Origin of the sequence: Streptomyces sp. NPDC003035 (genome assembly GCF_042888285.1) — a bacterium.
Classification (GTDB): Bacteria; Actinomycetota; Actinomycetes; order Streptomycetales; family Streptomycetaceae; genus Streptomyces.
This window is the reverse complement of sequence record NZ_JBIAPJ010000003.1, coordinates 573,718-599,624: the sequence shown is the minus strand read 5'-3', so window position 1 is coordinate 599,624 and position 25,907 is coordinate 573,718. Positions and strand designations below refer to the sequence as shown.

At 71.7% G+C, this 25,907-nt stretch carries 24 protein-coding genes; 9 read left to right on the top strand and 15 right to left on the bottom strand.

Features of this window, described 5'->3' with window-relative positions; all coding sequences use genetic code 11:
• Positions 1-127 precede the first annotated feature (127 nt).
• Complete coding sequence (locus ACFYV5_RS12285; protein WP_389167865.1) at positions 128-1,651, top strand: alpha/beta hydrolase; 1,524 nt, start codon at positions 128-130, stop codon at positions 1,649-1,651.
• Between the two features lie 54 nt (positions 1,652-1,705).
• On the opposite strand, the gene ACFYV5_RS12280 is transcribed toward ACFYV5_RS12285, so the two are convergent.
• Positions 1,706-2,743, bottom strand: a complete 1,038-nt coding sequence (locus tag ACFYV5_RS12280) for an NAD-dependent epimerase/dehydratase family protein (RefSeq protein ID WP_389167494.1) — start codon at positions 2,741-2,743, stop codon at positions 1,706-1,708.
• A 64-nt stretch (positions 2,744-2,807) separates the two neighbouring features.
• Positions 2,808-3,539 (bottom strand): lysophospholipid acyltransferase family protein, encoded by a 732-nt coding sequence (locus ACFYV5_RS12275; RefSeq protein WP_389167491.1) that lies wholly within the window; start codon positions 3,537-3,539, stop codon positions 2,808-2,810.
• Between the two features lie 85 nt (positions 3,540-3,624).
• Between ACFYV5_RS12275 and ACFYV5_RS12270 the strand changes: the two genes are divergently transcribed.
• Complete coding sequence (locus ACFYV5_RS12270) at positions 3,625-4,623, top strand: DUF3048 domain-containing protein (protein WP_389167488.1); 999 nt, start codon at positions 3,625-3,627, stop codon at positions 4,621-4,623.
• A gap of 81 nt (positions 4,624-4,704) precedes the next feature.
• Positions 4,705-5,055 carry a PRC-barrel domain containing protein gene (locus tag ACFYV5_RS12265; protein ID WP_355110302.1) on the top strand — a complete coding sequence of 117 codons (351 nt, stop codon included), beginning with the start codon at positions 4,705-4,707 and terminating at the stop codon, positions 5,053-5,055.
• Between the two features lie 36 nt (positions 5,056-5,091).
• On the opposite strand, the gene ACFYV5_RS12260 is transcribed toward ACFYV5_RS12265, so the two are convergent.
• From ACFYV5_RS12260 to ACFYV5_RS12240, 5 genes are all read right to left on the bottom strand, one after another.
• On the bottom strand, positions 5,092-5,301 hold the full coding sequence (locus ACFYV5_RS12260; protein WP_355110541.1) for a hypothetical protein: 210 nt from the start codon (positions 5,299-5,301) through the stop codon (positions 5,092-5,094).
• A gap of 94 nt (positions 5,302-5,395) precedes the next feature.
• Positions 5,396-6,346 carry a cytochrome c oxidase assembly protein gene (locus tag ACFYV5_RS12255; RefSeq protein WP_389167485.1) on the bottom strand — a complete coding sequence of 317 codons (951 nt, stop codon included), beginning with the start codon at positions 6,344-6,346 and terminating at the stop codon, positions 5,396-5,398.
• Positions 6,347-6,450: 104 nt separating this feature from the next.
• Positions 6,451-7,476, bottom strand: coding sequence for a 6-phosphofructokinase (locus ACFYV5_RS12250; RefSeq protein ID WP_355110304.1), 1,026 nt, complete (start codon positions 7,474-7,476; stop codon positions 6,451-6,453).
• 188 nt (positions 7,477-7,664) lie between these two features.
• Complete coding sequence (locus tag ACFYV5_RS12245; RefSeq protein ID WP_355110305.1) at positions 7,665-8,393, bottom strand: glutamine amidotransferase; 729 nt, start codon at positions 8,391-8,393, stop codon at positions 7,665-7,667.
• Between the two features lie 21 nt (positions 8,394-8,414).
• Positions 8,415-9,662: a MurT ligase domain-containing protein gene (locus tag ACFYV5_RS12240; RefSeq protein ID WP_355110306.1), complete on the bottom strand. Its 1,248-nt coding sequence runs from the start codon at positions 9,660-9,662 to the stop codon at positions 8,415-8,417.
• A gap of 126 nt (positions 9,663-9,788) precedes the next feature.
• Between ACFYV5_RS12240 and def the strand changes: the two genes are divergently transcribed.
• Positions 9,789-10,334 (top strand): peptide deformylase, encoded by a 546-nt coding sequence (def, locus tag ACFYV5_RS12235; RefSeq protein ID WP_389167481.1) that lies wholly within the window; start codon positions 9,789-9,791, stop codon positions 10,332-10,334.
• 122 nt (positions 10,335-10,456) lie between these two features.
• Here the strand turns inward: def and ACFYV5_RS12230 are convergent, their stop codons facing one another.
• A complete protein-coding gene (locus ACFYV5_RS12230; RefSeq protein ID WP_355110308.1) occupies positions 10,457-11,104 on the bottom strand; it encodes a TetR family transcriptional regulator in 648 nt (215 codons plus the stop codon).
• 163 nt (positions 11,105-11,267) lie between these two features.
• Between ACFYV5_RS12230 and ACFYV5_RS12225 the strand changes: the two genes are divergently transcribed.
• Positions 11,268-12,491, top strand: a complete 1,224-nt coding sequence (locus tag ACFYV5_RS12225; protein ID WP_389167478.1) for an acyl-CoA dehydrogenase family protein — start codon at positions 11,268-11,270, stop codon at positions 12,489-12,491.
• A gap of 34 nt (positions 12,492-12,525) precedes the next feature.
• On the opposite strand, the gene ACFYV5_RS12220 is transcribed toward ACFYV5_RS12225, so the two are convergent.
• Entirely contained in the window at positions 12,526-12,993 is a 468-nt protein-coding gene (locus tag ACFYV5_RS12220) for a VOC family protein (RefSeq protein ID WP_355110310.1), read from the bottom strand.
• A 136-nt stretch (positions 12,994-13,129) separates the two neighbouring features.
• Between ACFYV5_RS12220 and ACFYV5_RS12215 the strand changes: the two genes are divergently transcribed.
• Positions 13,130-14,503, top strand: coding sequence for a cytochrome P450 (locus tag ACFYV5_RS12215; protein WP_389167476.1), 1,374 nt, complete (start codon positions 13,130-13,132; stop codon positions 14,501-14,503).
• A gap of 69 nt (positions 14,504-14,572) precedes the next feature.
• Here the strand turns inward: ACFYV5_RS12215 and ACFYV5_RS12210 are convergent, their stop codons facing one another.
• Together ACFYV5_RS12210 and ACFYV5_RS12205 are read right to left on the bottom strand one after the other, a co-directional pair.
• On the bottom strand, positions 14,573-15,340 hold the full coding sequence (locus tag ACFYV5_RS12210) for a putative protein N(5)-glutamine methyltransferase (protein WP_389167472.1): 768 nt from the start codon (positions 15,338-15,340) through the stop codon (positions 14,573-14,575).
• Complete coding sequence (locus ACFYV5_RS12205) at positions 15,333-15,815, bottom strand: glutathione peroxidase (protein WP_355110313.1); 483 nt, start codon at positions 15,813-15,815, stop codon at positions 15,333-15,335. Before ACFYV5_RS12205 ends, ACFYV5_RS12210 begins: the two co-directional genes overlap by 8 nt.
• Before the next feature lie 37 nt (positions 15,816-15,852).
• Here ACFYV5_RS12205 and ACFYV5_RS12200 point away from each other — a divergent pair, with 37 nt between their 5' ends.
• Positions 15,853-16,077, top strand: a complete 225-nt coding sequence (locus tag ACFYV5_RS12200; protein ID WP_389167469.1) for a DUF6011 domain-containing protein — start codon at positions 15,853-15,855, stop codon at positions 16,075-16,077.
• Between the two features lie 11 nt (positions 16,078-16,088).
• Here ACFYV5_RS12200 and ACFYV5_RS12195 read toward each other — a convergent pair whose 3' ends face one another.
• Positions 16,089-16,952 carry an acyl-CoA thioesterase II gene (locus ACFYV5_RS12195; protein WP_355110315.1) on the bottom strand — a complete coding sequence of 288 codons (864 nt, stop codon included), beginning with the start codon at positions 16,950-16,952 and terminating at the stop codon, positions 16,089-16,091.
• Between the two features lie 31 nt (positions 16,953-16,983).
• Positions 16,984-19,497 carry a DEAD/DEAH box helicase gene (locus ACFYV5_RS12190; RefSeq protein ID WP_389167466.1) on the bottom strand — a complete coding sequence of 838 codons (2,514 nt, stop codon included), beginning with the start codon at positions 19,495-19,497 and terminating at the stop codon, positions 16,984-16,986.
• Between the two features lie 132 nt (positions 19,498-19,629).
• On the opposite strand from ACFYV5_RS12190, the gene ACFYV5_RS12185 reads away from it, so the two are divergent.
• Positions 19,630-20,421, top strand: coding sequence for a metal-dependent hydrolase (locus tag ACFYV5_RS12185; RefSeq protein ID WP_355110317.1), 792 nt, complete (start codon positions 19,630-19,632; stop codon positions 20,419-20,421).
• A 93-nt stretch (positions 20,422-20,514) separates the two neighbouring features.
• Here ACFYV5_RS12185 and ACFYV5_RS12180 read toward each other — a convergent pair whose 3' ends face one another.
• Complete coding sequence (locus ACFYV5_RS12180) at positions 20,515-22,296, bottom strand: ABC transporter ATP-binding protein (protein ID WP_355110318.1); 1,782 nt, start codon at positions 22,294-22,296, stop codon at positions 20,515-20,517.
• Entirely contained in the window at positions 22,293-24,116 is a 1,824-nt protein-coding gene (locus ACFYV5_RS12175; RefSeq protein WP_389167463.1) for an ABC transporter transmembrane domain-containing protein, read from the bottom strand. The genes ACFYV5_RS12180 and ACFYV5_RS12175 overlap by 4 nt, the downstream gene beginning before the upstream one ends.
• 183 nt (positions 24,117-24,299) lie before the next feature.
• On the opposite strand from ACFYV5_RS12175, the gene ACFYV5_RS12170 reads away from it, so the two are divergent.
• A complete protein-coding gene (locus ACFYV5_RS12170; protein WP_389167460.1) occupies positions 24,300-25,904 on the top strand; it encodes a peptide-N4-asparagine amidase in 1,605 nt (534 codons plus the stop codon).
• Positions 25,905-25,907: the final 3 nt, after the last annotated feature.

The following is a 25,907-nucleotide window of genomic DNA, read 5'->3' as shown; positions in this document are numbered from 1 at the left end:
GACCTTTCGCCGCGTGCCCCACTGACGAAAGGATCCCCCGGACAGACCGACATCCATCAGGGGGAGGAACCACGTGGGACGCACCGCGGTGCTCGGCTCGGCCGGCACTCTCATAGCGGGCACGCTCATGGCCGGGGCGCTGGCAGCCCCGGCCGCCACCGCCGACAGCCGCCACCGGCCGGACGCGGAGGCGCGCGGCGTCGCCGTCGCCGCCGAGCGGGCGGCGCGGCAGGGCATCGACTGGCAGGACTGCCCGGCCGACTGGGGCCTGGAGAAGCCCATCGCCTGCGGCTGGGTCACCGTCCCGGTCGACTACAGCAGGCCGAACGGCAAGCAGATCAAGATCGCCGTCGACCGCATCGGCGCCACCGGCACCCCAGCCGAGCGCCAGGGCGCGCTGCTCTACAACCCCGGTGGCCCCGGCGGTTCCGGCCTGCGCTTCCCGCGCCGCGTCACCACCCAGAACAAGATCTGGGCGGGCGCCGCCAAGGCGTACGACTTCGTCGGCTTCGACCCGCGCGGCGTCGGCCACTCGGCCCCCATCTCCTGCGTCGACCCGACCGAGTTCGTCAAGGGCCCGAAGCTCGACCCGGTCCCCGACAGCGAGGCCGACAAGCTCGCGCAGCGCAAGCTCGCCGCCGAGTACGCCGCGGGCTGCGCGGAGAAGAGCGGCGACATCCTGCCGTACATCAACACCCTCAACACCGCGCGCGACCTCGACGTCATCCGCGCCGCGCTCGGCGAGAAGAAGCTCAACTTCGTGGGCGTCTCCTACGGCACCTACCTCGGCGCCGTCTACGGCACGCTCTTCCCCACGCACGTCCGCCGCATGGTGCTCGACAGCGTCGTCAATCCGTCGACCCGCAAGATCTGGTACGAGGCCAACCTCGACCAGGACATCGCCTTCGAGGGCCGGCTCGAGGACTGGATGACCTGGGTCGCCCAGCACGACGCCACCTTCCACCTCGGCGACACCACCGCCGAGGTCCGGCAGCAGTGGGAGACCCTGCGCGCCACCGCCAAGAAGAACCCGCTCGGCGGCAAGGTCGGCCCGGCCGAACTCATCGGCTTCTTCCAGAACGCGCCCTACTACGACTCCATGTGGGTGCCCGTCGCCGAGGCCTGGAGCGCGTACGCCGCCGGTGACCCGCAGCCGCTGATCGACGCGGCCGGGGCCGACCTCACCGACACCGCGGGCAACGTCGCCTCCGAGAACGGCAACGCGGTCTACACCGCCGTCGAGTGCGCCGACGCCCCCTGGCCGACCAGCTGGAAGAAGTGGGACCGCGACAACAGCCGGCTCCACGAGAAGTACCCCTTCATGACCTGGTCCAACGCCTGGATGAACCTGCCCTGCGCCACCTGGTCCACCCCGCGCCAGCGCCCCACCGAGGTGCGGACCGGCAAGGGCCTGCCGCCGGTGCTCATCACCCAGGCCGAGCGCGACGCGGCCACTCCGTACGCCGGAGCGGTCGAGCTGCACAAGCGGTTCAAGGGCTCGCGCCTGATCACCGAGAAGGATGCCGGCTCGCACGGCATCACCAACGTCGCCAACCCGTGCCTGAACACGCGGGTGGAGGCGTACCTGCTGACGGGCAGGCTCGACAGCGAGGACGTGACGTGCGCGCCGCACGCCACGCCGAAGCCGTAGGCACCGGATGACGGGGGAGGGGCGGTCCGCCGAGCGGTCCGCCCCTCCCATGCGTCAACGCGAGGCCAGCCAGGCGTCCTCGGCCGCGTAGTCGAAGAAGTCCACCTGGTACTTCGCCAGACCAGGGAAGGCCTCCCGCCACTCCCGGCCGGAACCCAGCCGCTCCGTCAGCCACTCGACCGTCGCCGGCAGGGACTCCTCGTACGACACCACCGGCCGGTACCCCAACTCCTTCTCCGCCGCCGTCATCCCGTAGACGATCGGATGGTCGCCCCCGGTCCACGGGGTGAGCCCCACCGTGTCCACCGGGGGCCCATCGATCAGGACCGTCTCGCTCCGCACACCCATCACGGCGTCGATCGCGCGGCCGATCTCCGCCACCGTCGGGGCCGTCGGATCGGCCCCGTTGAGCACCCGGCTGCCCGGGTTCGCCGCCGCCAGCCGGATCAGCTCCGCCAGATTGTCCACATGGACGGGGTGGAACCGCGAGGCGCCGCCGTACGAGAGGACCCGCACCGGCCGTGCGTCGAGTGCCCGCTTGACGAACCACAGCTCGCGCGGCCCGGGGCAGTACGGCCCGTGGATGGCGCCGGCCCGCACCACCGTCGTCGGCAGTGCCTCGCCCGCCGCGAGCAGTTCCTCCTCCAGCGCCACCTTCCGCGTGCTGTACGAGGTGTCCCCCGGGGCGACCGTCCGCCAGTCCTCCGGGATCGGCAGCGGATAGGCGGGGAAACCGCCCGGCTCGTCCTGGGTGTCGAAGCTGCGCCCCCGCTCGTCCTCGTAGACCGCGCCGCTGGAGATCACCACCGCCGAGCCGATCCGGTCGGCGAGCCCGGTCAACTGCCGCCCGTGCGCGCCGCCGTAGGCGACGATGTCCACCAGCACGTCACAGCCGTCGCCGAGCGCCGCGGCGAGCGCGCCCTCCTCGTTCCGGTCCACCGCCACGGAACGGACCTCCGTCGGCCACCTCCCGTCCCGGCCGCCGCGCCGCGAGGCCGCCGTCACCTCCCATCCGTCCGCGACGAGCGCCCGTACGGCCGCCCGCCCCACCTGTCCTGTCGCTCCGAGTACGAATGCGTTTCCCTTTGCCATGCGCGCGACGCTACGGCGGTCGTGTGCGCGGCCCCAGGGTCTTTCGCCGTGCGCGGATCCGCCGTCAGCGTCCCCGGCGCGGGAACTTTCGCGGAGGCCCGGCGTTCCCCGCCTTCGCCTGCTCCTCCGCGGCCTTCACCGTGGCCGCGTAGTCGTCGACGTACTCCTGACCCGACAGCGCCAGGATCTCGTACATGATCTCGTCCGTCACCGCGCGGACCGCCGCCTTCTCGCCCTCCATGCCGGCGTACCGCGAGAAGTCCAGGGGCGCCCCGAAGCGGATGGTGACCCGCCGGACCTTCGGCACGACCTGGCCGGGCGGCTGGATCTCGAAGGTGCCGACCATCGCGCACGGGATCACCGGCACCCCGGCCGTGATCGCCATGACGGCGACGCCGACCTTGCCCTTGTAGAGCCGCCCGTCGTGCGAGCGGGTGCCCTCCGGATAGATCCCGAGCAGCTCGCCCTTCGACAGCACCCCGAGCCCCTCGCGGATCGCCGCCTGCCCGGCCTCCTTGCCGGAGCGGTCGACCGGAATCTGCCCGGCGCTGCGGAAGAACGCCGCGGTCAGCCGACCCTTGATCCCCGGACCGGTGAAGTACTCCTGCTTGGCGAGGAAGGTGATCCGCCGCTTGAGCACGACGGGCATCAGGAAGTGGTCGGAGAACGACAGGTGGTTTCCGGCGACGATCGCCGCGCCTTCCTCCGGGACGTGTTCGAGCCCCTCGATCCGAGGCCGGAACAGCAGCCTCAGCAGCGGCCCGAGCAGAACGTACTTCAGCAGGTGGTAGAACACCGGCGGCCCCCGATTCAGTAGAGCATCGGCTATTTGTAACCACTCGCGCGACTGTGGTCCACACTGGAGACGGAGAGTGGACCCGATGGCTGACGCACACCGACGCAAACGGCCCGGCGCAGCCGTCACCGTGGCACTGTGCGCGGTGATGACCGCCGGGCTCTACGGATGCTCCGACGGCGGCGCCACCGAGCCGGCCCCGACGCCGAAGCCGACCACTCCCGCACCTACCCAGGAACGGTCCCCCTTCACGGGACTGCCGGCCGATCCCGCGCCCGTGCTCGCCGTCAAGATCGACAACGTGCCCCCGGCGCGCCCCCACACCGGCCTCGGCGCGGCCGACCTCGTCTACGTCGAGCAGGTGGAGGCCGGCCAGACCCGGCTGCTCGCCGTCTACTCCTCCGACCTGCCCGAACGGATCGGACCCGTGCGCAGCGCCCGGGAGTCCGACATCGAGCTGCTCCGCCAGTTCGGCCGGCCGGCCCTCGCCTACTCCGGCTCGCATTCCGGCCTGAAACCGCCGCTGAAGGCCGCGCCGCTGTACGCGCTGCCGCCCGAGGACGCCCCCCGCGCCTATCAGCGCGACCGCGGCCGGCCCGCTCCCCACAACCTGTACGTGCTGCCCGAGCGCGCGCTGGCCGCCGCGCCGAAGGCCACCGACGCCCGGGACATCGGCTTCCGGTTCGGTCCCGCCCCCGCGGGCGGGGAGCCGGTCAACGAGCGCACGGTGCGCTTCCCGGCCTCCCGCTACACCTTCACCTGGTCCGCGCCGGACAAGGGCTGGCGGGTGGCGATGGACGGCCGGGCGGCCGTGACCACCGACGGCGGCCCGGTGAAGGCCACGACCGTCGTCGTGCAGCACGTGACGATCCGGCCCTCGAAGTTCTCCGACTTCCTCGGCAGCGTCTCGCCGTACACCGAGACGGTCGGCAGCGGCACCGCCGTCGTCCTGCGCGACGGCAAGGCCCACGACGCCCGCTGGAGCCGCCCGGCCGCCGAGGACGGCACCACCTTCACCACCCCGGCCGGGGCGCCCCTGAACTTCGCACCGGGCCGCACCTGGGTCGTCCTCGCCCCGCGCTGACGTTCCCGCGCCGGCGACCCGGAGTGGATGGTCCGCGCGCCAGGGGGTACTCGCCCGGCACGACCAGGGAGGAGGTCCGTCATGGGCGCCGACATCTGGGGCTATCGCGCGACCTCGGGCCATGTGCCCGGGACCCGGCTCATCGGCTACGGCGTCGAGGCCGCCGACGGCTCGATCGGCAAGGTCGACCGACATACGGAGGAGGTCGGCCGGTCCTATCTCGTCGTGGACACCGGACCGTGGATCTTCGGCAAGCGCGTGGTGCTGCCCGCCGGCCTGGTCGACCGGGTCGACACGGAGACCGAGACCGTCCACGTCGCCTGCACCAAGGACGAGGTCAAGGACTCACCGCACTTCGAGAGCGGACAGCACGAGGACGACGGCGACGTCATCAAGCTGATCGAGTTCTACTACAGCAACCGGCACATGTGAGCCCGCGGGCGTGCCCCGGGTGCGCCCGGGCTGAGCTCAGGGCTGGGGACCCGGCCTGCTCGGCCGGCGCCGGCGAGCCCCGGCGGGTGCGGCGCTGTCGGCCGCCGACATGCCGATCGTGACCACGCCGAGCACGATCCAGCCGAACCAGAGCCAGCCGCTGCTGCCGAGGGCCACCGTGTAGGCCGTCGTCAGCACCAGGGCCGCGCCCGTGATCACGCACATCGCCTTCGTGGGACCGGACATCTGTCCGCCCTCCTCCCGACGGGGAGCCGTCACGCCCATCGTGACCCCTGAGGCGGGCGACGCGCTACTCCCGCGTCACGTCGCGCGCCGCGCGCTACCGCCCACGGGTCTGGAGCGAGGCGAGATACGCGTTGTACGCCTCCAGCTCCTTGTCCCCGTCCCGGTCGGCGGCCCGGTCCTTGCGGACGGCCTGCCGCTGCTCGGAGTGGTACCACTGGTACACCAGCGCGATCAGGACGATCACCGACGGAATCTCGCTGAACGCCCAGGCGATGCCGCCCGCCGCGTTCTGGTCGGTGAGCGCGTCGATCCCCAGCGAGGCCGGCGGGTTCTCGTACGCCTTGATCATCGGCTCGGTCGCCATCATCAGCGCGATGCCGAAGAAGGCGTGGAACGGCATGCCCGCGAAGAGCTCCAGCATCCGCATCACATAGCCGGGGCGATGCGGTCCCGGGTCCACGCCCATGATCGGCCAGAAGAACACCAGACCGACGGCGAGGAAGTGCACCATCATCGCGATGTGCCCGATCTTCGACCCCATCAGGGTGTCGAAGAGGGGGGTGAAGTAGAAGCCGTACAGGCTCGCGATGAAGAGCGGGATCGTGAACGCGGGATGCGTGACGATCCGCATGTAGCGGCTGTGCAGCAGCATCAGCAGCCATTCGCGCGGACCCTTGCTGCCCCGGGCCGCGACCGGCAGCGCCCGCAGGGCCAGCGTCACCGGCGCGCCGAGCAGCAGCAGGATCGGCGAGAGCATCGAGATCACCATGTGCTGCACCATGTGCACGCTGAACATGACCATGCCGTAGTCGTTCAGCTTGGTGCACATCATCAGCGCGACGGTCAGCACTCCGGCGGCGAAGAAGACCGTCCGGCTGACCGGCCAGGCGTCCCCGCGCCCGCGCAGGCGCGCCACGCCCCACCCGTACAGCGCGAGTCCCAGGACGCAGCCGACGAGGAAGAACAGGTCCGGCGAGAACTCCAGCCCCCGTCCCAGCGTGAACGGCGGCAGATCCATGGTCATGCCGTGCCCGCTGTGATCCATCTGTGTACTCCTGGAGCCCGATTCGCGCTTGTTGTCCGCACCAGACTAGAACCGCCCCCGTTCGCGGACGCGACCGGGGGCGGCTCATGGTGTCGGTACGGCGGTCAGAGCACGCACTCGGCCTCGGCGTAGCGCTCCGCGGGGACCGTCTTGAGGGTCTCCACGGCCTGGGCCAGCGGGACCATCGTGATCTCCGTGCCGCGCAGCGCGGTCATCATCCCGAACTCGCCGCGGTGCGCCGCCTCCACCGCGTGCCAGCCGAAGCGGGTGGCGAGGACACGGTCGTACGCGGTCGGCGTGCCGCCGCGCTGGACGTGCCCGAGGATCACCGGGCGGGCCTCCTTGCCGAGGCGCCGCTCCAACTCCACCGAGAGCTGGTTGGCGATACCGGTGAAGCGCTCGTGGCCGTACTGGTCCGTGGCGCCGACCTGGAAGCTCATCGAGCCCTCGCGCGGCTTGGCGCCCTCGGCGACCACCACGATCGCGAAGCGCTTGCCGGCCTCGAAGCGCTCGCCGACGCGCGCGGTCAGCTCGTCGATGTCGAAGGGGCGCTCGGGCACGACGATCGCGTGCGCGCCGGCGGCCATGCCGGAGTGCAGGGCGATCCAGCCGGTGTGCCGGCCCATGACCTCGACGATCAGCACGCGCTGGTGGGACTCGGCGGTGGTCTTCAGCCGGTCCAGGGCCTCGGTGGCCACGCCCACGGCGGTGTCGAAGCCGAAGGTGACGTCGGTCGAGGCGATGTCGTTGTCGATGGTCTTCGGCACGCCGACGATCGGCAGCCCGGCCTCGGAGAGCAGGTTGGCCGCCTTCAGCGTGCCCTCGCCGCCGATCGGGATGATCGCGTCGAGGCCGAGCTCGGCGACATGGCCCCGGGCGCGCTCGACGCCGTCGACCAGATGCGCGGGCTGGACCCGGGAGGAGCCGAGGATGGTGCCGCCGCGGGCGAGGATGCCGCCCACCGCGTCGAGGTCGAGCTTGCGGTAGTCGGCCTCCAAGAGGCCCTTCCAGCCGTCGTGGAAGCCGATGACCTCGTCACCGTGGTCGACGACGGCGCGGTGCACGACGGAACGGATGACGGCGTTCAGACCGGGGCAGTCGCCGCCGGAGGTGAGCACACCAATGCGCATAGCCCGAATACCTTTGCAACGTGGGCCGACTCCCGGACCACGTCGTCCGGTTGGATCCCCGCCACCCTATCGGTGCCGGATGGCGGGGCCGAACCGGATGTCCACGCATTGGACACCGTATTGACTTACGAATCCCATGCGCACACGCCTGCTCAGACGTGCAGTCCGGGATGCGGACCGCGTCCGGGTCAGGCGGGCTGCGTCGCGGCGGCGACGCGCTCGGCGCGCAGCGCCTCGTACCACCGGTCGTCGGTCGGCGGCAGCGCGTTCACGTCGAGGGCCAGCTTCAGGAGCAGGTCCGCGATCTGCGGGTTGCGGGCCATGACCGGGCCGTGCATGTAGGTACCGAAGACGGTGTCGTTGTACGCGCCCTCGGTGCCGTCGCCGGTGCCGTTGCCCCTGCCCAGGATGGTGCGGGCGAACGGGCGGGCGGTCGGACCGAGGTGGGTGATGCCCTGGTGGTTCTCGAACCCGGTGAGCTGGGGGAGGCCGAGCCGCGGGTCGATGTCCGCGAGGACGTCGCCGACGCACCGCTCGCCCTCGCCGCGGGTGGAGATCACGTCGATCAGACCGAGGCCGGGCTCGCGCTCGCCGAGGTCGTTGATGAATTCGTGCCCCAGGATCTGATAGCCGGCGCAGACCGAGAAGATGATCGCGCCGTTGGACGCGGCACGCTCCAGGCCGCCGTCGCGGCGCAGCCGCTCGGCCGCGAGGCGCTGCGGCCGGTCCTCACCGCCGCCGATCAGATAGATGTCTCCGGAGGTCGGCACCGGCTGGTCGCTGCGGACGTCGACGCGCTGGACGTCCAGACCGCGCTGGCGGGCGCGGCGCTCGACGACGAGGGCGTTGCCCTGGTCGCCGTACGTGCTGAGCAGGTCCGGGTAGACCCAGACCAGGCGCAGGCTGCTCTCACTCATGCTGCTTCAGTCCTCTACGGGTCAGTTGCCGACGCGGCGGCGGACGTCCTGGAAGGCGGTGTAGTTGGCGATCAGCTCGATCTGTCCCGGCGGGGACATCTGCACCGCCTCGTCGATCGTCTCGCACACGCGGAAGTCGACACCCGCGACCTCGAGCCGGACCGCCAGGTCCAGCTTGCGGTCGCCGATCACCATGATCGGGTGGCCGGCGAGCCGCCCGTAGTCCACGTCCCACAGCCAGGAGGTGTCCGTGCCGTCGGCGCCGCGCGCGTTCACGGCGAGGATCACCGGGGTCGGCGGCTGGTCGATGAGGGAAAACGTTTCGAGCCACCCCGCCGGGTTCTTGGCCAGCAGCAGCCGCAGCTCGCGGCCCTGGAAGGAGACCACGTCGTAGCGGCCGGCCACGGCCTGCACCTGGTACATGCGCTCCAGGGCCACCTGCGGCGGCACGCCGAAGACGGCGGCGACGGCGGCGGAGGTCGCGGCGTTGGCCTTGTTGGCGCGGCCGGGCAGCTGGAGGTGGATCGGCCAGGCCGAACCGTGCGGGTCCAGGACGTGGTCGCCGTTGAGCGCCCAACTCGGCGCCGGGCGGCGGAAACCGCACTCGCCGCAGAACCAGTCGTCGCCCGGACGCTGCATCACACCGCCGCAGGCGGGGCACGACCAGGCGTCGTCCTTCCACTCCTGGCCGGCGGCGACCCACACCACGTTGGGGGAGGAGGAGGCGGCCCACACGATCAGCGGGTCGTCGGCGTTGGCGATGACCACGGCCTTGGTGCCGCTCAGGCCCTCGCGCCACTTCTCGGCGAGCATCCGGGTCTCGGCGGCGCGGTCGAGCTGGTCGCGGGAGAGGTTGAGCAGCGCGATCGCCTTGGGCGTGGTGTCCCGGGCGACGCCGGCGAGGTACTTCTCGTCGACCTCGATGACGCCGTACTTGGCGTCGGAGCCGCCGGCCAGCGCGGACGTGATGCCCGCGGGCATGTTGGCGCCCAGCGCGTTGGAGACGACCGGGCCGCTGGCCCGCAGCGCCTCGGCGATCAGCCGGGTCGTGGTGGTCTTGCCGTTGGTCGCCGACACCAGGACGACGTCCAGATGCTGCGCGAGCCGCCCCAGCAGATCGGGGTCGAGCTTGAGCGCCACCCGGCCGCCGATGACCGAGCCGCTGCCGCGTCCCGCTGCCCGCGACACCGCGGCGGCGGCCTTGCCCGCCGTCACGGCCAGTTTGGCGCGCGGCGACAGCGGCTCTGGATTACCGGGGTGTCCTGACATCGTTCTTGTTCCTCCTTGCGTCGGTCCGGGCTCAGCCTATCGAGATCCGGCCAGGGACCCGAACCGCGGCACCACCGGGACCCTTGCCGAAACACCGAGGTCACAGCGGACCGTACCCTTACGCCCATGCGAAACCGGCCGATCCCCGGCAGTTCCGGCCACGTCCGAGCCATGACCCTGCTCGGCGACCCGGTGCTGCACGCCCCCTGTGAACCCGTCAGCGACTTCGGACCGGAGCTCGCCCGGCTGGTCGAGGACATGTTCGCCACGATGTACGCGGCGAACGGCGTGGGCCTCGCGGCGAACCAGGTGGGGGTGGGTCTGCGGGTCTTCGTCTACGACTGTCCGGACGACGAGGACGTGCGCCATCTCGGTCATCTGGTGAACCCGCGCCTGGTGGAGGCGGACGGGGACGTGATCCGGGGGCCGGAGGGCTGCCTGTCCCTGCCGGGCCTGGAGGCGCCGACGCCCCGCTTCGACCGCGCGGTGGTGGAGGGCGTCCTCCTGGACGGCACCCCGGCCCGCGTCGAGGGCACGGGCTTCTTCGCCCGCTGCCTCCAGCACGAGACGGACCACCTGGAGGGCGGCGTCTACGCGGACCGCGTGACGGGGTGGCGCAAGTCACGCCTGATGCGCGCGATCAGGAAGGAGCCGTGGGGGGCGGGCCGCTGACCCGTTGTGGGCAACTGTTCCGCTGGGGGTCCCCCCAGGACGCAGTCCGAGGGGGAGGAACGGGTGGGCACAACCCACGACGAGCGGCGCCCGTTCAAGGTCGTTGCCCCGGGCCCCGTACCTCAGAACCCCGGACCCCCCGCGCGGTCGCCCGCCTCCGCCAGCCGCCCCCACAACAGATCCGCCAGCGCCCGCACCAACTCGCTTCGCGAGCACGGCCGTTCCCCCAGCCACCAGTCCCCGGCCGCGTGCATCATGCCCACGATCCCGTGCCCCCAGATCCTGGCCTGCGCCTCGCCGCCCGGCCCGAGGTCGATGCGCTCGGCGATGACCTGGCCGAGCTCCTCGCCCATCCTCCGCAGCACGGGCGCCGAGTGGCGGCCCACGTCGAAGCCCTGCTCGGCCTGGTGCGTCTCCTCCGCCGGGTGCATCAGGAAGCGGTAGACCTGGGGCATCGCCTCGATCGAGGCGAGATACGTGTCCAGCGTGGACTCCACCCGCCGGCGCCGGTCGGCCGGTGCGTCGAGCGCCGCCCGCAGCGCGGCGAGCAGGGCGTCGGTGTGCCGGGTCGCGAGGGCCCGATACAGCCCGCCCTTGTCGCCGAAGTGCCGGTAGAGGATCGGCTTGGTGATCCCCGCCTCCGCCGCGATCGCGTTCATCGAGGCCTGGGGGCCGTCCCGGAGCACCACCCGGTCCGCCGCCTCCAACAGTTCGCGGCGCCGCTGATCGGCCGGCGACTGCTGATCGGCGGTCCGGTGTGTGGTCTCCATAGCGTGTCTCCCCGCCCATGCGAATTCCGTGAGGCTGTCGCAACGTAACACCCGACCGGCACCCGGTGCCGCGTGGTGTGCGGCGCTTCCGCGCAGGTTGACAGCGCCTACCGGCGAGTAACAGACTGCTGTTACCGCAAGTAACGCACTGCTGGGAGGGAACATGGCCGAGTTCACGCTCGAACTCAACGACGACCAGAAGCAGGTCCGTGACTGGCTGCACGGATTCGCCGAGGACGTGATGCGCCCCGCCGCCGCCGAGTGGGACGAGCGTGAGGAGACTCCCTGGCCGATCATCCAGGAAGCCGCCAAGCTCGGCATCTATTCTCTCGATTTCTATGCCCAGCAGTTCTTCGACCCGACCGGCCTCGGCATCCCGATGGCGATGGAGGAGCTCTTCTGGGGCGACGCGGGCATCGCCCTCTCCATCGTCGGCACCGGCCTCGCCGCCGTCGGCGTCCTCGCCAACGGCACCGAGGAGCAGATCGGCACCTGGATCCCGCAGATGTACGGCGACGTCGACGACGTCAAGGTCGCCGCCTTCTGCTCCTCCGAGCCCGACGCCGGCTCCGACGTCGCCTCGATGCGCACCCGGGCCGTCTACGACGAGGCGAAGGACGAGTGGGTCCTCAACGGCACCAAGACCTGGGCGACCAACGGCGGCATCGCCAACGTCCATGTCGTCGTCGCGGTCGTCGACCCCGAGATCGGATCCAAGGGGCACGCCTCCTTCATCGTGCCGCCGAACACCCCCGGCCTCTCCCAGGGCCAGAAGTTCCAGAAGCACGGCATCCGCGCCTCGCACACCGCCGAGGTCGTCCTGGAGAACGTCCGCGTCCCCGGGCACTGCCTCCTCGGCGGCAAGGAGAAGCTCGACGAGCGCCTCGCCCGGGCCCGCGAGCGAGCCAAGAGCGGCGAGCGCGTGAAGAACGCCGCGATGGCCACCTTCGAGGCCTCCCGCCCCGCCGTCGGCGCCATGGCGGTCGGTACCGCCCGCGCCGCGTACGAGGTCGCCCTCGACTACGCCAAGACCCGCGAGCAGTTCGGCCGCCCGATCATCGACAACCAGGGCATCGCCTTCCAGCTCGCCGACATGCGCACCCAGATCGACGCCGCCCGGCTCCTCGTCTGGCGCGCCTCCTGGATGGCGACCGCCGGCAAGCCGTTCACCTCGGCCGAGGGATCGATGTCCAAGCTGTACGCGAGCGAGGTCGCCAAGAAGGTCACCGGGCAGGCCATCCAGATCCTCGGCGGCAACGGCTTCACCCGGGAGTACCCGGTGGAGCGCATGCACCGCGACGCGGCGATCTACACCATCTTCGAGGGCACCAGCGAGATCCAGCGCCTGGTCATCGCCCGCACCCTCTCCGGAATGCCGATCCGCTGACGCCCGCGACGCACCGCCTCTCCAGGACCCGGCCTCACACCACGCAGAACTCATTTCCCTCCGGGTCCTGGAGCACCACCGCGTAATAGTCCATCCCGTCCGGCTCGTCCATCGTGTACAGGATCGTCGCGCCCAGTGCCGTCAGCCGGGCGACCTCCCCGTCCACACGCTCCCGCCGGAGGGCGAGCGGCGCCTCCCGGCCGCCGCCGACCTTCAGGTCCAGATGCACCCGGTTCTTGACCGTCTTCGGCTCCGGGACCTGCTGGAACCAGATCCGCGGCCCGATCCCCTTCGGGTCCACGACGGACTCGGGCAGCTCCCCGACCCCGTCGGTCAGTTCCTCCTCCGGGACGCCGATCGACGCCCAGTACGCCCGCCAGGTCGCGTGGCCCTCCGGCGGCGGCTGCGGTACATAGCGCAGGGCCTCCGCCCAGAAGCGGACGAGCCTCTGGGGATCGGCACAGTCGATGGTGATCTGCAGGGTCATGTCGATGGGCTCCATGGGACGAGCGTGCCAGGCGCCACTGACAATCGAGCCAACCCCCCGGATCCGGCCCGGTGTTCGTCCGAGGCTACCGGTGAGTCACCCGGTGCGGGACAATCACCGGGCCGGTGACGATCAAGGGGGCAACGCACACATGGCAACCACCAGCACGATTCCGGGCCCGGCCGGGCTACCGCTGCTCGGCTCGATGTTCGACCTCAAGAACGACTCCCTCGGCACCTTCCTGAACTCCCAGCGCGCACACGGGGACGTCGTACGGATCACCGCCGGACCGCCCGGCATGCGCGGCGTCGTCTACGGAGTCTTCTCAGCGGAAGGGGCCCAGCAGGTCCTGGCCACCGAGTCCGCCAACTTCCGCAAGGACAACCACTTCTACCAAGAAGTCCGCGAATCCTTCGGCAACGGACTGCTGACCAGCCAGGACGAGGACTACCTGCGCCAGCGCAGGCTCGTCCAGCCGCTCTTCACCCGTCGCCGCGTCGACAGCTACGCCGAGGCCATCGCCGCCGAGGTGGGAGCCGTGACCGCGGGGTGGCACACCGCGGCGGACTCCACCGTCGACGTCCTCGACGAGATGACGCGACTCGCCCTGCGCGCCGTCGCCCGCATCCTCTTCGGCACGGACGTCGAGGCGGCCGTCGAGATCGTCGAGCGCGCCTTCCCGGTCATGGGCGAGTACGTCCTGCGCCGCGGGTTCTCGCCCGTCAACATTCCCCGCGACTGGCCCACCCCCGGCAACCGTCGCGCCGCGGCCGCGCACGAGGAGCTGTACGCCGTCTGCGACCGGATCATCGCCGAGCGGCGGGCGGCCGGCCAGGACGCCGGGGACGGCGGCGGACAGGACCTGCTGTCCCTCCTCGCCGAGGCCGAGAGCGCCGAGGACGGCAGCTTCGACGCCTCCGAACTGCGCGAGCAGGTCCTCGTCTTCCTGCTCGCCGGACACGAGACGACCGCCACCTCCCTCGGCTTCGCCCTCCACCTGCTCGCCCTCCACCCGGAGCAGCGCAAGCGGGCGCACGAGGAGGTCGACCGCGTCCTGGCCGGCCGTACCCCCGGCGCCGCCGACCTCGACGCCCTGCCCTACCTGACCCGTGTGCTCAAGGAGGCCATGCGGCTCTTCCCCGCCGCACCGGCCATCGGCCGCCGGGCGGTGGCCGCCACCGAGATCGGCGGCCACACCATCCCCGCCGGTGCCGATGTGATCGTCGCGCCCTGGGTCACCCACCGGCACCCCGCGTACTGGGAGGACCCGGAGCGCTTCGACCCCGAGCGCTTCACGCCCGAGGCCGAGGCGGGCCGCCCCCGCTACGCCTGGTTCCCCTTCGGCGGCGGCCCGCGCGCCTGCATAGGCCAGCACTTCTCGATGCTGGAGTCCGTGATCGCGCTGGCGATGATCCTTCAGGAGTACGACCTGGAGGCGATCGACACGGAGATACCGGTCAGCTCCGCGATCACCCTCCGGGCGACCGGCCCGGCGCGCTGCCGCGTCCGGTCCCGTACCGCCTAGGAGCCCGTACCGCCTGGAACGGGACCGCGGTCGACCGTCTCGACGCGTCATCGACGCGTCATCGACGCGTCATCGACGCGTCGAGACGACGACCGTCGCGTACAGCTCCTCCGACGTGACCAACCGCGGCGTCAGGCCGTGCCCGGAGACTGCCTCGACGGCCCGGGCGGCCTGGCGCTCGCTCGTCTCGACCAGCAGGTGACCGCCCGGCGCCAGCCAGTCGGCCGCCTCGGCCGCCACCCTGCGCAGCACGTCGAGTCCGTCCGAGCCGCCGTCGAGCGCGATCAGCGGCTCGTACTCGCGCGCCTCGGGCGGCAGCAGGCCGACCTCCTCGGTCGGCACGTACGGCACATTGGCGACCAGCACCTCGACCCGGCCGCGCAACGCGTCCGGCAGCGGGGCGAACAGGTCACCCTCGACGACCCGGCCACCGCGCGGCTCGATGTTGCGCCGGGCGCAGCGCACGGCGGCGGGCTCGATGTCGGAGGCGTACACCTCGGCGCCGTCCACGGCGGAGAGCAGCACCGCGCCCGCCGCGCCGGAGCCGCAGCACAGATCGACGCAGAGGGCCCCGGGCCGGGCCAGGCCCACGGCCTGCCCGACGAGGAACTCCGTCCGCCGCCGCGGCACGAACACCCCGCTGTCGACCTCGATCCGCAGGCCGGCGAAGTCCGCCCAGCCCACGACGTGTTCGAGGGGCAGCCCGGCGGCGCGCCGCTCGACCATCGCGTCGAGTTCGGCGGGACCGGCCGCGGCGGCGAGGAGCATCTCCGCCTCTTCCTCGGCGAAGACACAGCCTGCCGCGCGCAGCCGGGTGACGACCGTCGCGTCAGACAAGCTGGGCCTCGATCGCCGCGACGACCTCGGGGGCCTCGGGCTCGGTACGCGGACGGAAGCGGGTGATCCGCCCGTCCTTGCCGATGAGGAACTTCTCGAAGTTCCACTGGACGTCCCCGGCCTCGCCGTCGGCATCGGCGACCTTCGTCAGCTCCGCGTAGAGCGGGTGGCGGTCCTCGCCGTTCACGTCCGTCTTCTCCAGCAGGGGGAACGTCACGCCGTACGTCACCGAGCAGAACGTCCGGATCTCCTCCGCGTCGCCCGGCTCCTGGCCCAGGAACTGGTTGCAGGGCACGCCGAGCACGGTGAAGCCCCTCTCCCCGTACTCCTTCTGCAGCCGCTCAAGACCCTCGTACTGGGGCGTCAGACCACACTTGGAGGCCACGTTGACCACCAGGACGGCCTGGTCACGGTAGTCGGCCAGCGAGAACGGGTCGCCGGACAGCGTCCGCAGGGGGATGTCGTACACACTCATGGAGAGCTCCTCGTCGAGACTAGGCTGTGATCAGAACATGAGTGACGAACCACTGGCAATCGACATCGGTCCCGCCCCGATTCCCGCCCCGGAGAGCACGCGACGGCCTGTACGGTGCCGGCTGTGCGGCCGGCCCCTGACCGGCGCGGAGTCCCGCCGCACGGGCCTCGGCCCCTCCTGCGACGCCAAACTCCACCCCCCGGGCCCGGACATCCGCACCCGCCGCCACGAGGTCGACCAGGACACCCTGCCCGGCACCTGACCCGCCTCCGGCTAGAGCTTGCGGAACAGCCCCTCCTGGACCACCGACACCAGCAGCCGGCCCTCGCGGTCGTAGATCCGGCCGCGGGCCAGGCCGCGGCCGCCCGTCGCGATCGGGGACTCCTGGTCGTACAGGAACCACTCGTCCGCCCGGAAGGGACGGTGGAACCACATCGCGTGGTCCAGGGAAGCCATGTCGAAGCCCCGCGGCCCCCACAGCGGCTCCACCGGGATCCGTACCGCGTCCAGGAGCGTCATGTCCGAGGCGTACGTCAGGGCGCAGGTGTGCACCAGCGGGTCGTCGCCGAGCGGGCCCACCGCCCGCATCCACACCGCGCTGCGCGGGTCCGCGTCCTTGACCTCGTCCTTCGTCCAGCGCAGCCGGTCCACGTAGCGGATGTCGAACGGCTGGCGCCGGGCCATCCGCTCCAGGGCCTCCGGCAGTACGCCCAGGTGGTCGCGGATCTCGTCCGCGAGCCTCGGCAGGGTCTCCGGGTCCGTGATGTGCCGCGGCGGCAGCTGGTGCTCGAACCCGGCCTCCTCCGGCAGATGGAAGGAGGCCGTCAGGTTGAAGATCGTGCGGCCCTGCTGGATCGCCGTGACCCGGCGGGTGGTGAACGAACGGCCGTCCCGCACCCGCTCCACCTGGTAGACGATCGGCACACCGGGCCGTCCCGGCCGCAGGAAGTAGGAGTGCAGCGAGTGCACCGGCCGGTCGCCCTCCGTGGTGCGGCCGGCCGCCACCAGGGCCTGGCCGGCGACCTGCCCGCCGAAGACCCGTTGCAGCGACTCCTGCGGGCTCTGGCCACGGAAGATGTTGACCTCGATCTGCTCCAGATCGAGCAGATCGACGAGGCTCTCGGCGGGATTGGTCACGACTGCGCTCCTTAACCCTGGCTGACCCTGGCTACAGCTGTCCGACGGACGTCACACGGACGATCGCGCGGCCCTCCTCGTCGGAGGCCGCGAGATCCACCTCCGCGCTGATGCCCCAGTCATGGTCGCCGTTCGGGTCGGCGAAGGTCTGCCGGACGCGCCACAGGCCGTGGGCCGGGTCCTCCTCGATCGCGAGCAGCTTCGGACCGCGCGCGTCCGGACCCGTACCGAGGTCGTCGTACTCGTCCCAGTACGCGTCCATCGCCTCGCCCCAGGCGTCCGCGTCCCAGCCGGACTCGGCGTCCAGCTCGCCCAGCGCGTCCACGTTGTCCAGGGCTGCCAGCTCCACCCGGCGGAACATCGCGTTGCGCACCAGGACCCGGAAGGCGCGGGCGTTCGCGGTGACCGGCTTGACCTGGTCGGCCTTCTCCTGCGCCTCCTCGGCCGTCTCGACCTCGGGGTTCGCCAGCTGCTCCCACTCGTCGAGCAGCGAGGAGTCCACCTGGCGCACCATCTCGCCGAGCCACTCGATCAAGTCCTCGAGATCCTCGGTCTTCAGATCGTCCGGGATCGTGTGGTCCAGTGCCTTGTACGCGCTCGCCAGGTAGCGCAGCACGATGCCCTCGGTCCGCGCCAGCTCGTACCAGGAGGTGAACTCGGTGAAGGTCAGCGCCCGTTCGTACATGTCACGGATGACGGACTTCGGCGAGACCGGGTGGTCGCCCACCCACGGGTGGGACTTCCGGTAGACGTCGTACGCGTGCCAGAGCAGCTCCTCCAGCGGCTTCGGGTACGAGATGTCCTGGAGCCGCTCCATGCGCTCCTCGTACTCGACGCCGTCCGCCTTCATCTGTCCGACGGCCTCGCCGCGCGCCTTGTTCTGCATGGCGGCGAGGATCTGGCGCGGGTCGTCGAGGGTCGACTCGACGACCGAGACCATGTCCAGGGCGTAGGACGGCGACTCGGGGTCGAGGAGGTCGAACGCGGCGAGCGCGAACGTCGACAGCGGCTGGTTGAGCGCGAAGTCCTGCTGGAGGTCGACGGTGAGCCGGATCGTGCGGCCCTCGGCGTCCGGCGTGTCCAGCTGCTCCACCACGCCGCCGTCGAGCAGCGAGCGGTAGATCGCGATGGCCCGGCGGATGTGGCGCAGCTGCGCCTTGCGCGGCTCGTGGTTGTCCTCCAGGAGCTTGCGCATCGCCTGGAACGCGTTGCCCGGGCGGGCGATCACCGAGAGCAGCATGATGTTGGTGACCTTGAAACGGGAGGTCAGCGGCTCCGGCTCGGCGCCGATCAGCTTCTCGAAGGTGGTGTCGCTCCAGGCGACGAAGCCCTCCGGGGCCTTCTTGCGCACCACCTTGCGGCGCTTCTTCGGGTCGTCGCCGGCCTTCGCGAGCGCCTTCTCGTTCTCGATGACGTGCTCGGGGGCCTGCGCGACCACGAGACCGGCGGTGTCGAAGCCCGCCCGGCCGGCCCGGCCCGCGATCTGGTGGAACTCACGGGCCCGCAGTGTGCGCACCCGGGTGCCGTCGTACTTCGTCAGCGCGGTGAACAGCACCGTACGGATCGGGACGTTGACGCCCACGCCGAGCGTGTCCGTCCCGCAGATCACCTTCAGGAGACCCGCCTGTGCCAGCTTCTCCACGAGACGGCGGTACTTCGGCAGCATGCCCGCGTGGTGCACGCCGATGCCGTGGCGGACGTAACGCGAGAGGTTCTGGCCGAACTTGGTGGTGAAGCGGAAGTTGCCGATCAGCTCGGCGATCTTGTCCTTCTCCTCGCGCGAGCACATGTTGATGCTCATCAGCGACTGCGCCCGCTCGACGGCCTGCGCCTGGGTGAAGTGGACGATGTAGACCGGCGCCTGCTTGGTCTCCAGGAGCTCGGTGAGGGTGTCCGTGATCGGCGTCAGCCGGTACTCGTACGAGAGCGGCACCGGCCGCGTCGCCGAGCGGACCACCGAGGTCGGCCGCCCGGTCCGCCGGGTCAGGTCCTTCTCGAACATCGACACGTCGCCGAGCGTCGCCGACATGAGGACGAACTGCACCTGGGGGAGTTCCAGGAGCGGGATCTGCCAGGCCCAGCCGCGGTCCGGCTCCGCGTAGAAGTGGAACTCGTCCATGACGACCTGGCCGATGTCGGCGTACTTCCCGTCCCGCAGCGCGATGGAGGCCAGCACCTCGGCCGTGCAGCAGATGACGGGCGCGTCGGCGTTCACGGACGCGTCGCCGGTCAGCATGCCGACGTTCTCGGTGCCGAAGAGCTTGCACAGGTCGAAGAACTTCTCCGACACCAGCGCCTTGATCGGCGCGGTGTAGAAGGTCACCTGGTCGTTCGCGAGCGCCGTGAAGTGCGCCGCCGCCGCGACCAGCGACTTTCCCGAGCCGGTGGGCGTGGACAAGATCACGTTCGCGCCGGAGACAACCTCGATCAGCGCCTCCTCCTGGGCCGGGTAGAGCGTGATGCCCCGGCCCTCCGCCCATGAGGAGAAAGCCTCGAAGAGGGCGTCGGGGTCGGCGTTCGGCGGGAGCTGATCGATAAGGGTCACGCCCCCCATCTTGCCTGGATTCCGCTCGGAGGAGGGAACCGGCCGTCGGGCACAAGATCACGGACGATACGCTGCCTTGTCGACCGGTCGTCAACTGAGCGCCGGCGCACGAGGAACGGGGCGGGAACGACCATGATGGGACCGGCGCACTCGCTGTCCGGAGCGGCGGCCTGGCTGGGCGTCGGAGCGGCGGCGGCAGCCGCGGGCCACCCGATGCCGTGGCCGGTGGTCGTCGTCGGAGCCCTGATCTGCGCGGGCGCCGCCCTCGCCCCCGACCTGGACCACAAGTCCGCGACCATCTCGCGCGCCTTCGGCCCGGTCTCCAAGGGGCTGTGCGAGATCGTCGACAAGCTCTCGTACGCCGTGTACAAATCCACGCGCTCCACCGCCGACCCCCGCCGGTCGGGCGGCCACCGCACCCTCACCCACACCTGGCTCTGGGCCGTCCTCATCGGCGCCGGAGCGTCGGTCCTGGCGATCACCGGCGGCCGCTGGGCGGTCCTCGCGCTTCTCTTCGTCCACCTCGTGCTCGCCGTCGAGGGCCTGCTGTGGCGGGCCGCCCGCATGTCCAGCGACGTCCTGGTCTGGCTGCTGGGCGCCACCAGCGCCTGGATCCTCGCGGGCGTCCTGGACCAGCCCGGCAACGGCTCGGACTGGCTGTTCACCGGACCCGGCCAGGAATACCTCTGGCTCGGCCTGCCGATCGTCCTCGGCGCCCTCGTCCACGACATCGGCGACGCCCTGACCGTCTCCGGCTGCCCGATCCTGTGGCCGATCCCCGTGGGGCGGAAGCGGTGGTATCCGGTCGGCCCGCCGAAGGGGATGCGCTTCCGGGCCGGCAGCTGGGTCGAGCTGAAGGTCCTCATGCCGGCCTTCATGCTGCTCGGCGGTGCGGGCGGGGCGTCGGCCCTGGGCTTCCTGTAGCGCGAACCCCCCGGGGCGGCGGCCGAAGACGTGCGTGCCGTCCAAGGCAAAGGCCCGCCGCCTCGGAAGGAGCGGCGGGCCCCGTCGGTCAGGTCAGCCGTGCCAGGACCGCCACAGCGCCGCGTACGCGCCGTCCGCCGCCACCAGCTCGTCATGGCTGCCCAGCTCGCTGATCCGGCCCTCCTCGACCACCGCGATCACGTCCGCGTCGTGTGCCGTGTGCAGGCGGTGGGCGATCGCCACGACCGTACGGCCGTCCAGGACCCGGGCCAGCGAGCGCTCCAGATGGCGCGCCGCCCGCGGGTCCAGGAGCGAGGTCGCCTCGTCGAGGACCAGGGTGTGCGGATCGGCGAGGACCAGGCGGGCCAGGGCGATCTGCTGGGCCTGCGCCGGGGTGAGCGCGAGCCCGCCCGAGCCGACCTCCGTGTCCAGGCCCTCGTCGAGCGCCCGCGCCCAGCCTTCCGCGTCGACCGCCCCGAGCGCCGCCCACAGCTCGGCGTCCTCGGCGCCCGTCCGGGCCAGCAGCAGGTTGTCGCGGAGCGAGCCGACGAAGACGTGGTGCTCCTGGTTGACCAGGGCCACGTGCTCGCGGACCCGCTCGGCCGGCATCTTCGACAGCTCGGCGGCGCCGAGCGTGACCGACCCCGTCCGAGGGGCGTAGATGCCCGCGAGCAGCCGGCCCAGCGTCGACTTGCCCGCCCCGGAAGGGCCGACCAGCGCGAGCCGGGTGCCCGGGGCGACGTCCATCGACACCTTGTGCAGCACGTCGACCCCCTCCCGGTAGCCGAAGCGCACCTCGTCCGCCCGGACCGCCCGGCCGTCGGGCCGTACCTCCCCGTCCCCGGCCTCCGGCTCGATGTCCCGGACGCCGACGAGCCGCGCCAGCGACACCTGGGCCACCTGCAGTTCGTCGTACCAGCGCAGGATGATGCCGATCGGGTCCACCAGCATCTGTGCGAGGAGCGCACCCGTCGTGAGCTGCCCGACGTCGAGCCAGCCCCGGAGGACGAACACACCGCCGAGCATCAGCACACCCGCCAGAACCAGGATGTGCGTGAGATTGACGACCGGGAAGAGCACCGAGCGGAGGAAGAGCGTGTACCTCTCCCACCGCGTCCACTCCAGGACGCGCTGGTCGGAGAGGGCGACCCGGCGGGCCCCGAGGCGGTGCGCCTCGACCGTGCGGCCCGCGTCGACCGTCTCGGCGAGCGCGGCGGCGACCGCCGCGTATCCCGCGGCCTCCGAGCGGTAGGCCGCCGGCGCCCGCCGGAAGTACCAGCGGCAGCCGACGAGCAGCAGCGCCGCGGCCGGCACGAGCGCCAGCGCGAGCGGCGGAGCGGTCGCGGCGAGCCCGCCCATCAGCAGACCGGCCCAGACGACACCGATGGCGAGCTGCGGGACGGCCTCGCGCATGGCGTTGGCCAGCCGGTCGATGTCGGTGGTGATACGGGACAGCAGGTCGCCGGTCCCGGCCCGCTCCAGGACGCCCGGCGGCAGACCGACGGACCGGACGAGGAAGTCCTCGCGCAGATCGGCCAGCATCTCCTCGCCCAGCATCGCGCCGCGCAGCCGCACCTCACGTACGAAGTACGTCTGGACGGCCAGCGCGACCGCGAACAGGGCGATCGTGCGCCCCAGCCGGAGATCCTCCTCGCCGGCGGCGAGCCGCTCGACCAGCGAGCCGAGCAGATACGGACCGGCCATCGAGGCGATCACCGCGACCGCGTTGACGCCGATGAGCAGCGCGAACGCCCCCCGGTGGCGGCGCAACAGCTCGCGTACATAGGCGCGTACGGTCGCGGGGGTGCCGACGGGCAGCGTCGTCGCCGACTGCGGGGCCGCCGGATCGTACGCCGGTGGCGCCAGGCCGATCATGCCGACTCTCCTTCCAGCTCTTCGAGTGCGTCGTGTTCATGGAGGGGGTCGAGGTCCGGGGAGGGGGTGCGCGCGAGCTCCTCGTCCGTCTCCCGGGTGACGACGGCGCGGTAGCGCGGCTCGCCGCGCAGCAGCTCGCGGTGCGTACCGACCGCCACGACCTCGTCCTCGTGGATCAGGACGACCCGGTCGGCGAGGTCGAGCAGCAGCGGTGACGAGGCGAGGACCACCGTCGTCCCGCCCTCGCGCAGGCGCTTGACCCCGGCCGCGACCCGGGCCTCGGTGTGCGAGTCGACGGCCGAGGTCGGCTCGTCGAGGACCAGTACCTCCGGGTCGGTGACCAGCGAACGGGCCAGGGCCAGACGCTGGCGCTGACCACCGGAGAGTGACCGGCCGCGCTCGGTGATCCGGGTCTCCATCGGGTCGCCGCCGGTGTCGACGGACGCCTGCGCGAGCGCGTCGAGCACGTCCCCGCACTGAGCGGCGGCCAGGGCGTCCTCGGCCGCGACCGCACCGGAGGAGGGCACGTCGAGGAGTTCGCGCAGCGTGCCGGAGAGCAGCACCGGATCCTTGTCCTGGACGAGCACGGCGGTACGGGCCTCGGCCAGCTCCAGCTCGTCGAGGGGGACGCCGCCGAGCAGGACGGAGGTGTGACCCTCGTCCGGCTCCGTCGGATGGCCGCCGAGCCGGTCCGCGAGGCGTCCGGCCGCGTCCGGGTCGCCGCAGACGACCGCGGTGAGGAGACCGGCGGGCGCGAGCAGACCGGTGACGGGGTCGTACAGGTCGCCGGACGCCGTGCGGTCGCCGTCGCCGGTGGCCGTCGTCGTGCGGGTCAGCGCGAGCACGCGCGCGGCCCGCTTGGCGGAAGGCCGCGAGAAGGAGAAGGCCATCGCGATCTCCTCGAAGTTCCGCAGCGGATGGTGGGTGAGCGCCACCGCTCCGTAGACGGTGACGAGTTCACCGACGGTGATGCGTCCGTCGAAGGCGAGCCGAGCCCCGTACGCCACGACCGCGATGAGCAGGATGCCCGGCAGCAGGACCTGGATCGCCGCGATCAGCGCCCACATGCGGGCGCTGCGGACGGCGGCCCTGCGCACCTCCTGCGAGGCGGTGCGGTAGCGGCCGAGGAAGAGCTCCTCGCCGCCGATGCCGCGCAGGACCCGCAGCCCCGCCACGGTGTCGGAGGCCAGCTCCGTGGCCTTGCCCGCCTTCTCGCGCTGGACGTCCGCCCGGCGCGTGGCGCGGGGGAGCAGCGGCAGCACCGCGAGGGCGAGGACCGGCACACCGACCGCGACCACGGCGCCGAGCGCCGGCTGGTAAACCACCAGTCCCACGCAGACGAGGACCAGGGTCACGGCCGCCGCGGCGAACCGCGACAGCGCCTCGACGAACCATCCAATTTTTTCGACGTCACCTGTGGAGACAGAGACGATCTCCCCGGCGGCGACGCGCCGGGTCAGCACGGAACCGAGCTCGGCGGTCTTACGGGAGAGGAGCTGCTGGACGCGCGCGGCGGCCGTGATCCAGTTCGTGACGGCGGTGCGGTGGACCATCGTGTCACCGACCGCGATGGCCGCGCCGAGCAGGGCGAGCAGTCCGCCCGCGAGCCCGAGGCGCCCGCCGTCACGGTCGACGACCGCCTGCACGGCCAGACCGACGGCGAGGGGCAGGCCGGCGATGCCGAGCTGGAGCAGCAGTCCCCACCCCAGGGACTTGACCTGCCCGGCGAGTTGGTTGCGGCCGAGCCAGAGGAGGAACCGGGTGCCCGAGCGGACATCGGGGACCCCTGGATCGGCGTACGGTAGATCGCGAATCTGCATGGCTTCCCAGGGTCTTCCGGTTCTTCGGTCTTCCGGTTCTTCGTCAGATGGCTCAAACCGTGCAAGGTTCGCGTTCCGTGCCCCTGCTCGGCAATCGATTTATTCGCATCGGGGCACAGAACGCGCCAAGGTCCGCCCACGCCCTCTGGACGCCCCCGGCACCCCGCGCTTCACTCCCGTCCCATGAGACATCACAAGGTCGTGAGCGTGATCGGCGGCGTCGTCCTGGCCGCCGGAGCGCTGCTCACCGCCCCGCCCGCGGGCGCCCAGGCTCCGTACGACACACCTCCTCCCGAGTTCACGAGCGACTGGCACGACCCGGTCACCGCCGCGCCGCCCGTCGCGAGACCGGACGCCCCCTCCTGCGAAGTGACCCTCGCCGAGGCGCAATTCCGCGACTTCACCCCGTACAAGGGGAGTTACGCGCCCCCGAAGGAGTGCGGCACCCGCTGGAACAAGGTCGTCCTGCGCCTCGAAGGAAAGGTGAAGGGCCGTCAGTACGACCGGCTCGGCCACCTCACCGTCGGCGGCGTGGAGATCTTCCGCACCTCCACGCCCCAGCCCTCGCCCGACGGCATCACCTGGTCGGTGGAGAAGGACGTCACGCGCTACCGCGACATCCTCAGCCGCCCCCAGCCGGTCGAGATGCTCATCGGCAATGTCGTGAACGAGACGTACACCGGCATCCTCGACGTCCGGGTCACGCTCACCTTCTACGCCGCCCGGGGGAAGGTGAAGCCGGCCGCCGACACCCCCGACCGGGTGCTGCCCCTCGACTCCACGAGCCTGACCACCCCGCGCAACACCGAACGCCTCCTCGCCGAGGTGTACGCGACGGGCTCCGGCGGCGGCTGCGAGGAGTACTGGTACCTGACCGTGCCCGACGCCGCCCCGTACTCCTGCAAGGCGACCGACGGGCCGTACCGCGAGGTCCAGATCTCCGTCGACGGGCGGCTCGCGGGCATCGCCGCACCCTTCCCGACGGTGTGGACCGGCGGCTGGTCCAACCCCTTCCTCTGGTACGTCACCCCCGGCCCGCGCGCCTTCGACGTCCAGCCGATCGTCTACGACCTGACCCCCTTCGCGGCCCTCCTCAACGACGGCCGCGCCCACCGGATCGAGGTGTCGGTCGTCGGCGTCCCCGCCGGACAGACCGGCTGGAGCACGCCCACCAACATCCTGCTCTGGCAGGACGAGGGCCGCGCCGTGGTCACCGGCGCGCTCGACCGCCACGAGGAGACCGCTCCGCGCAACTCCTCGGTGTACACGGCGGGTACGGAGCACCGCCTGGACACCGAGGGCGGGCACCGGCTCACCGTCGGCGGCCATCTGAACACCTCGCACGGCCGCGTCGACACCACGGTCACGCGCACCCTCGCGCACACCTCCGCCCACCGCTGGGCCGAGGGCGAGAACCCGGACGCGCTCACCGCGCGGTGGACCGACGACGAGACCGTGACCGTCGGACGCACCAGCACCCGCACCCACCGCACGTACACCATGGACGGCGAGACGACCGTCGGCGCGGACGCCCGCCTGCGGACCGTGCTGTCCCTCGGCGACCGCGCCCGCACCGACGTCGTACGCGGAGGCGAGCGGCTCTCCTGGACCCGCCTCGACCACGGCTACACCGGTGACGCCACCTACACCACCGGAGTGCCCCGCGACCAGCGGCACGCGGTCGGGACGACGTCCGAGCGGTACCGGCTCCTCGGCTCCGACGGCTGCTACGACCGGAGCGTGAAGACGGCGCAGGGCACGATCACGGAGGACCGGCTGCGCTGCTGAGCG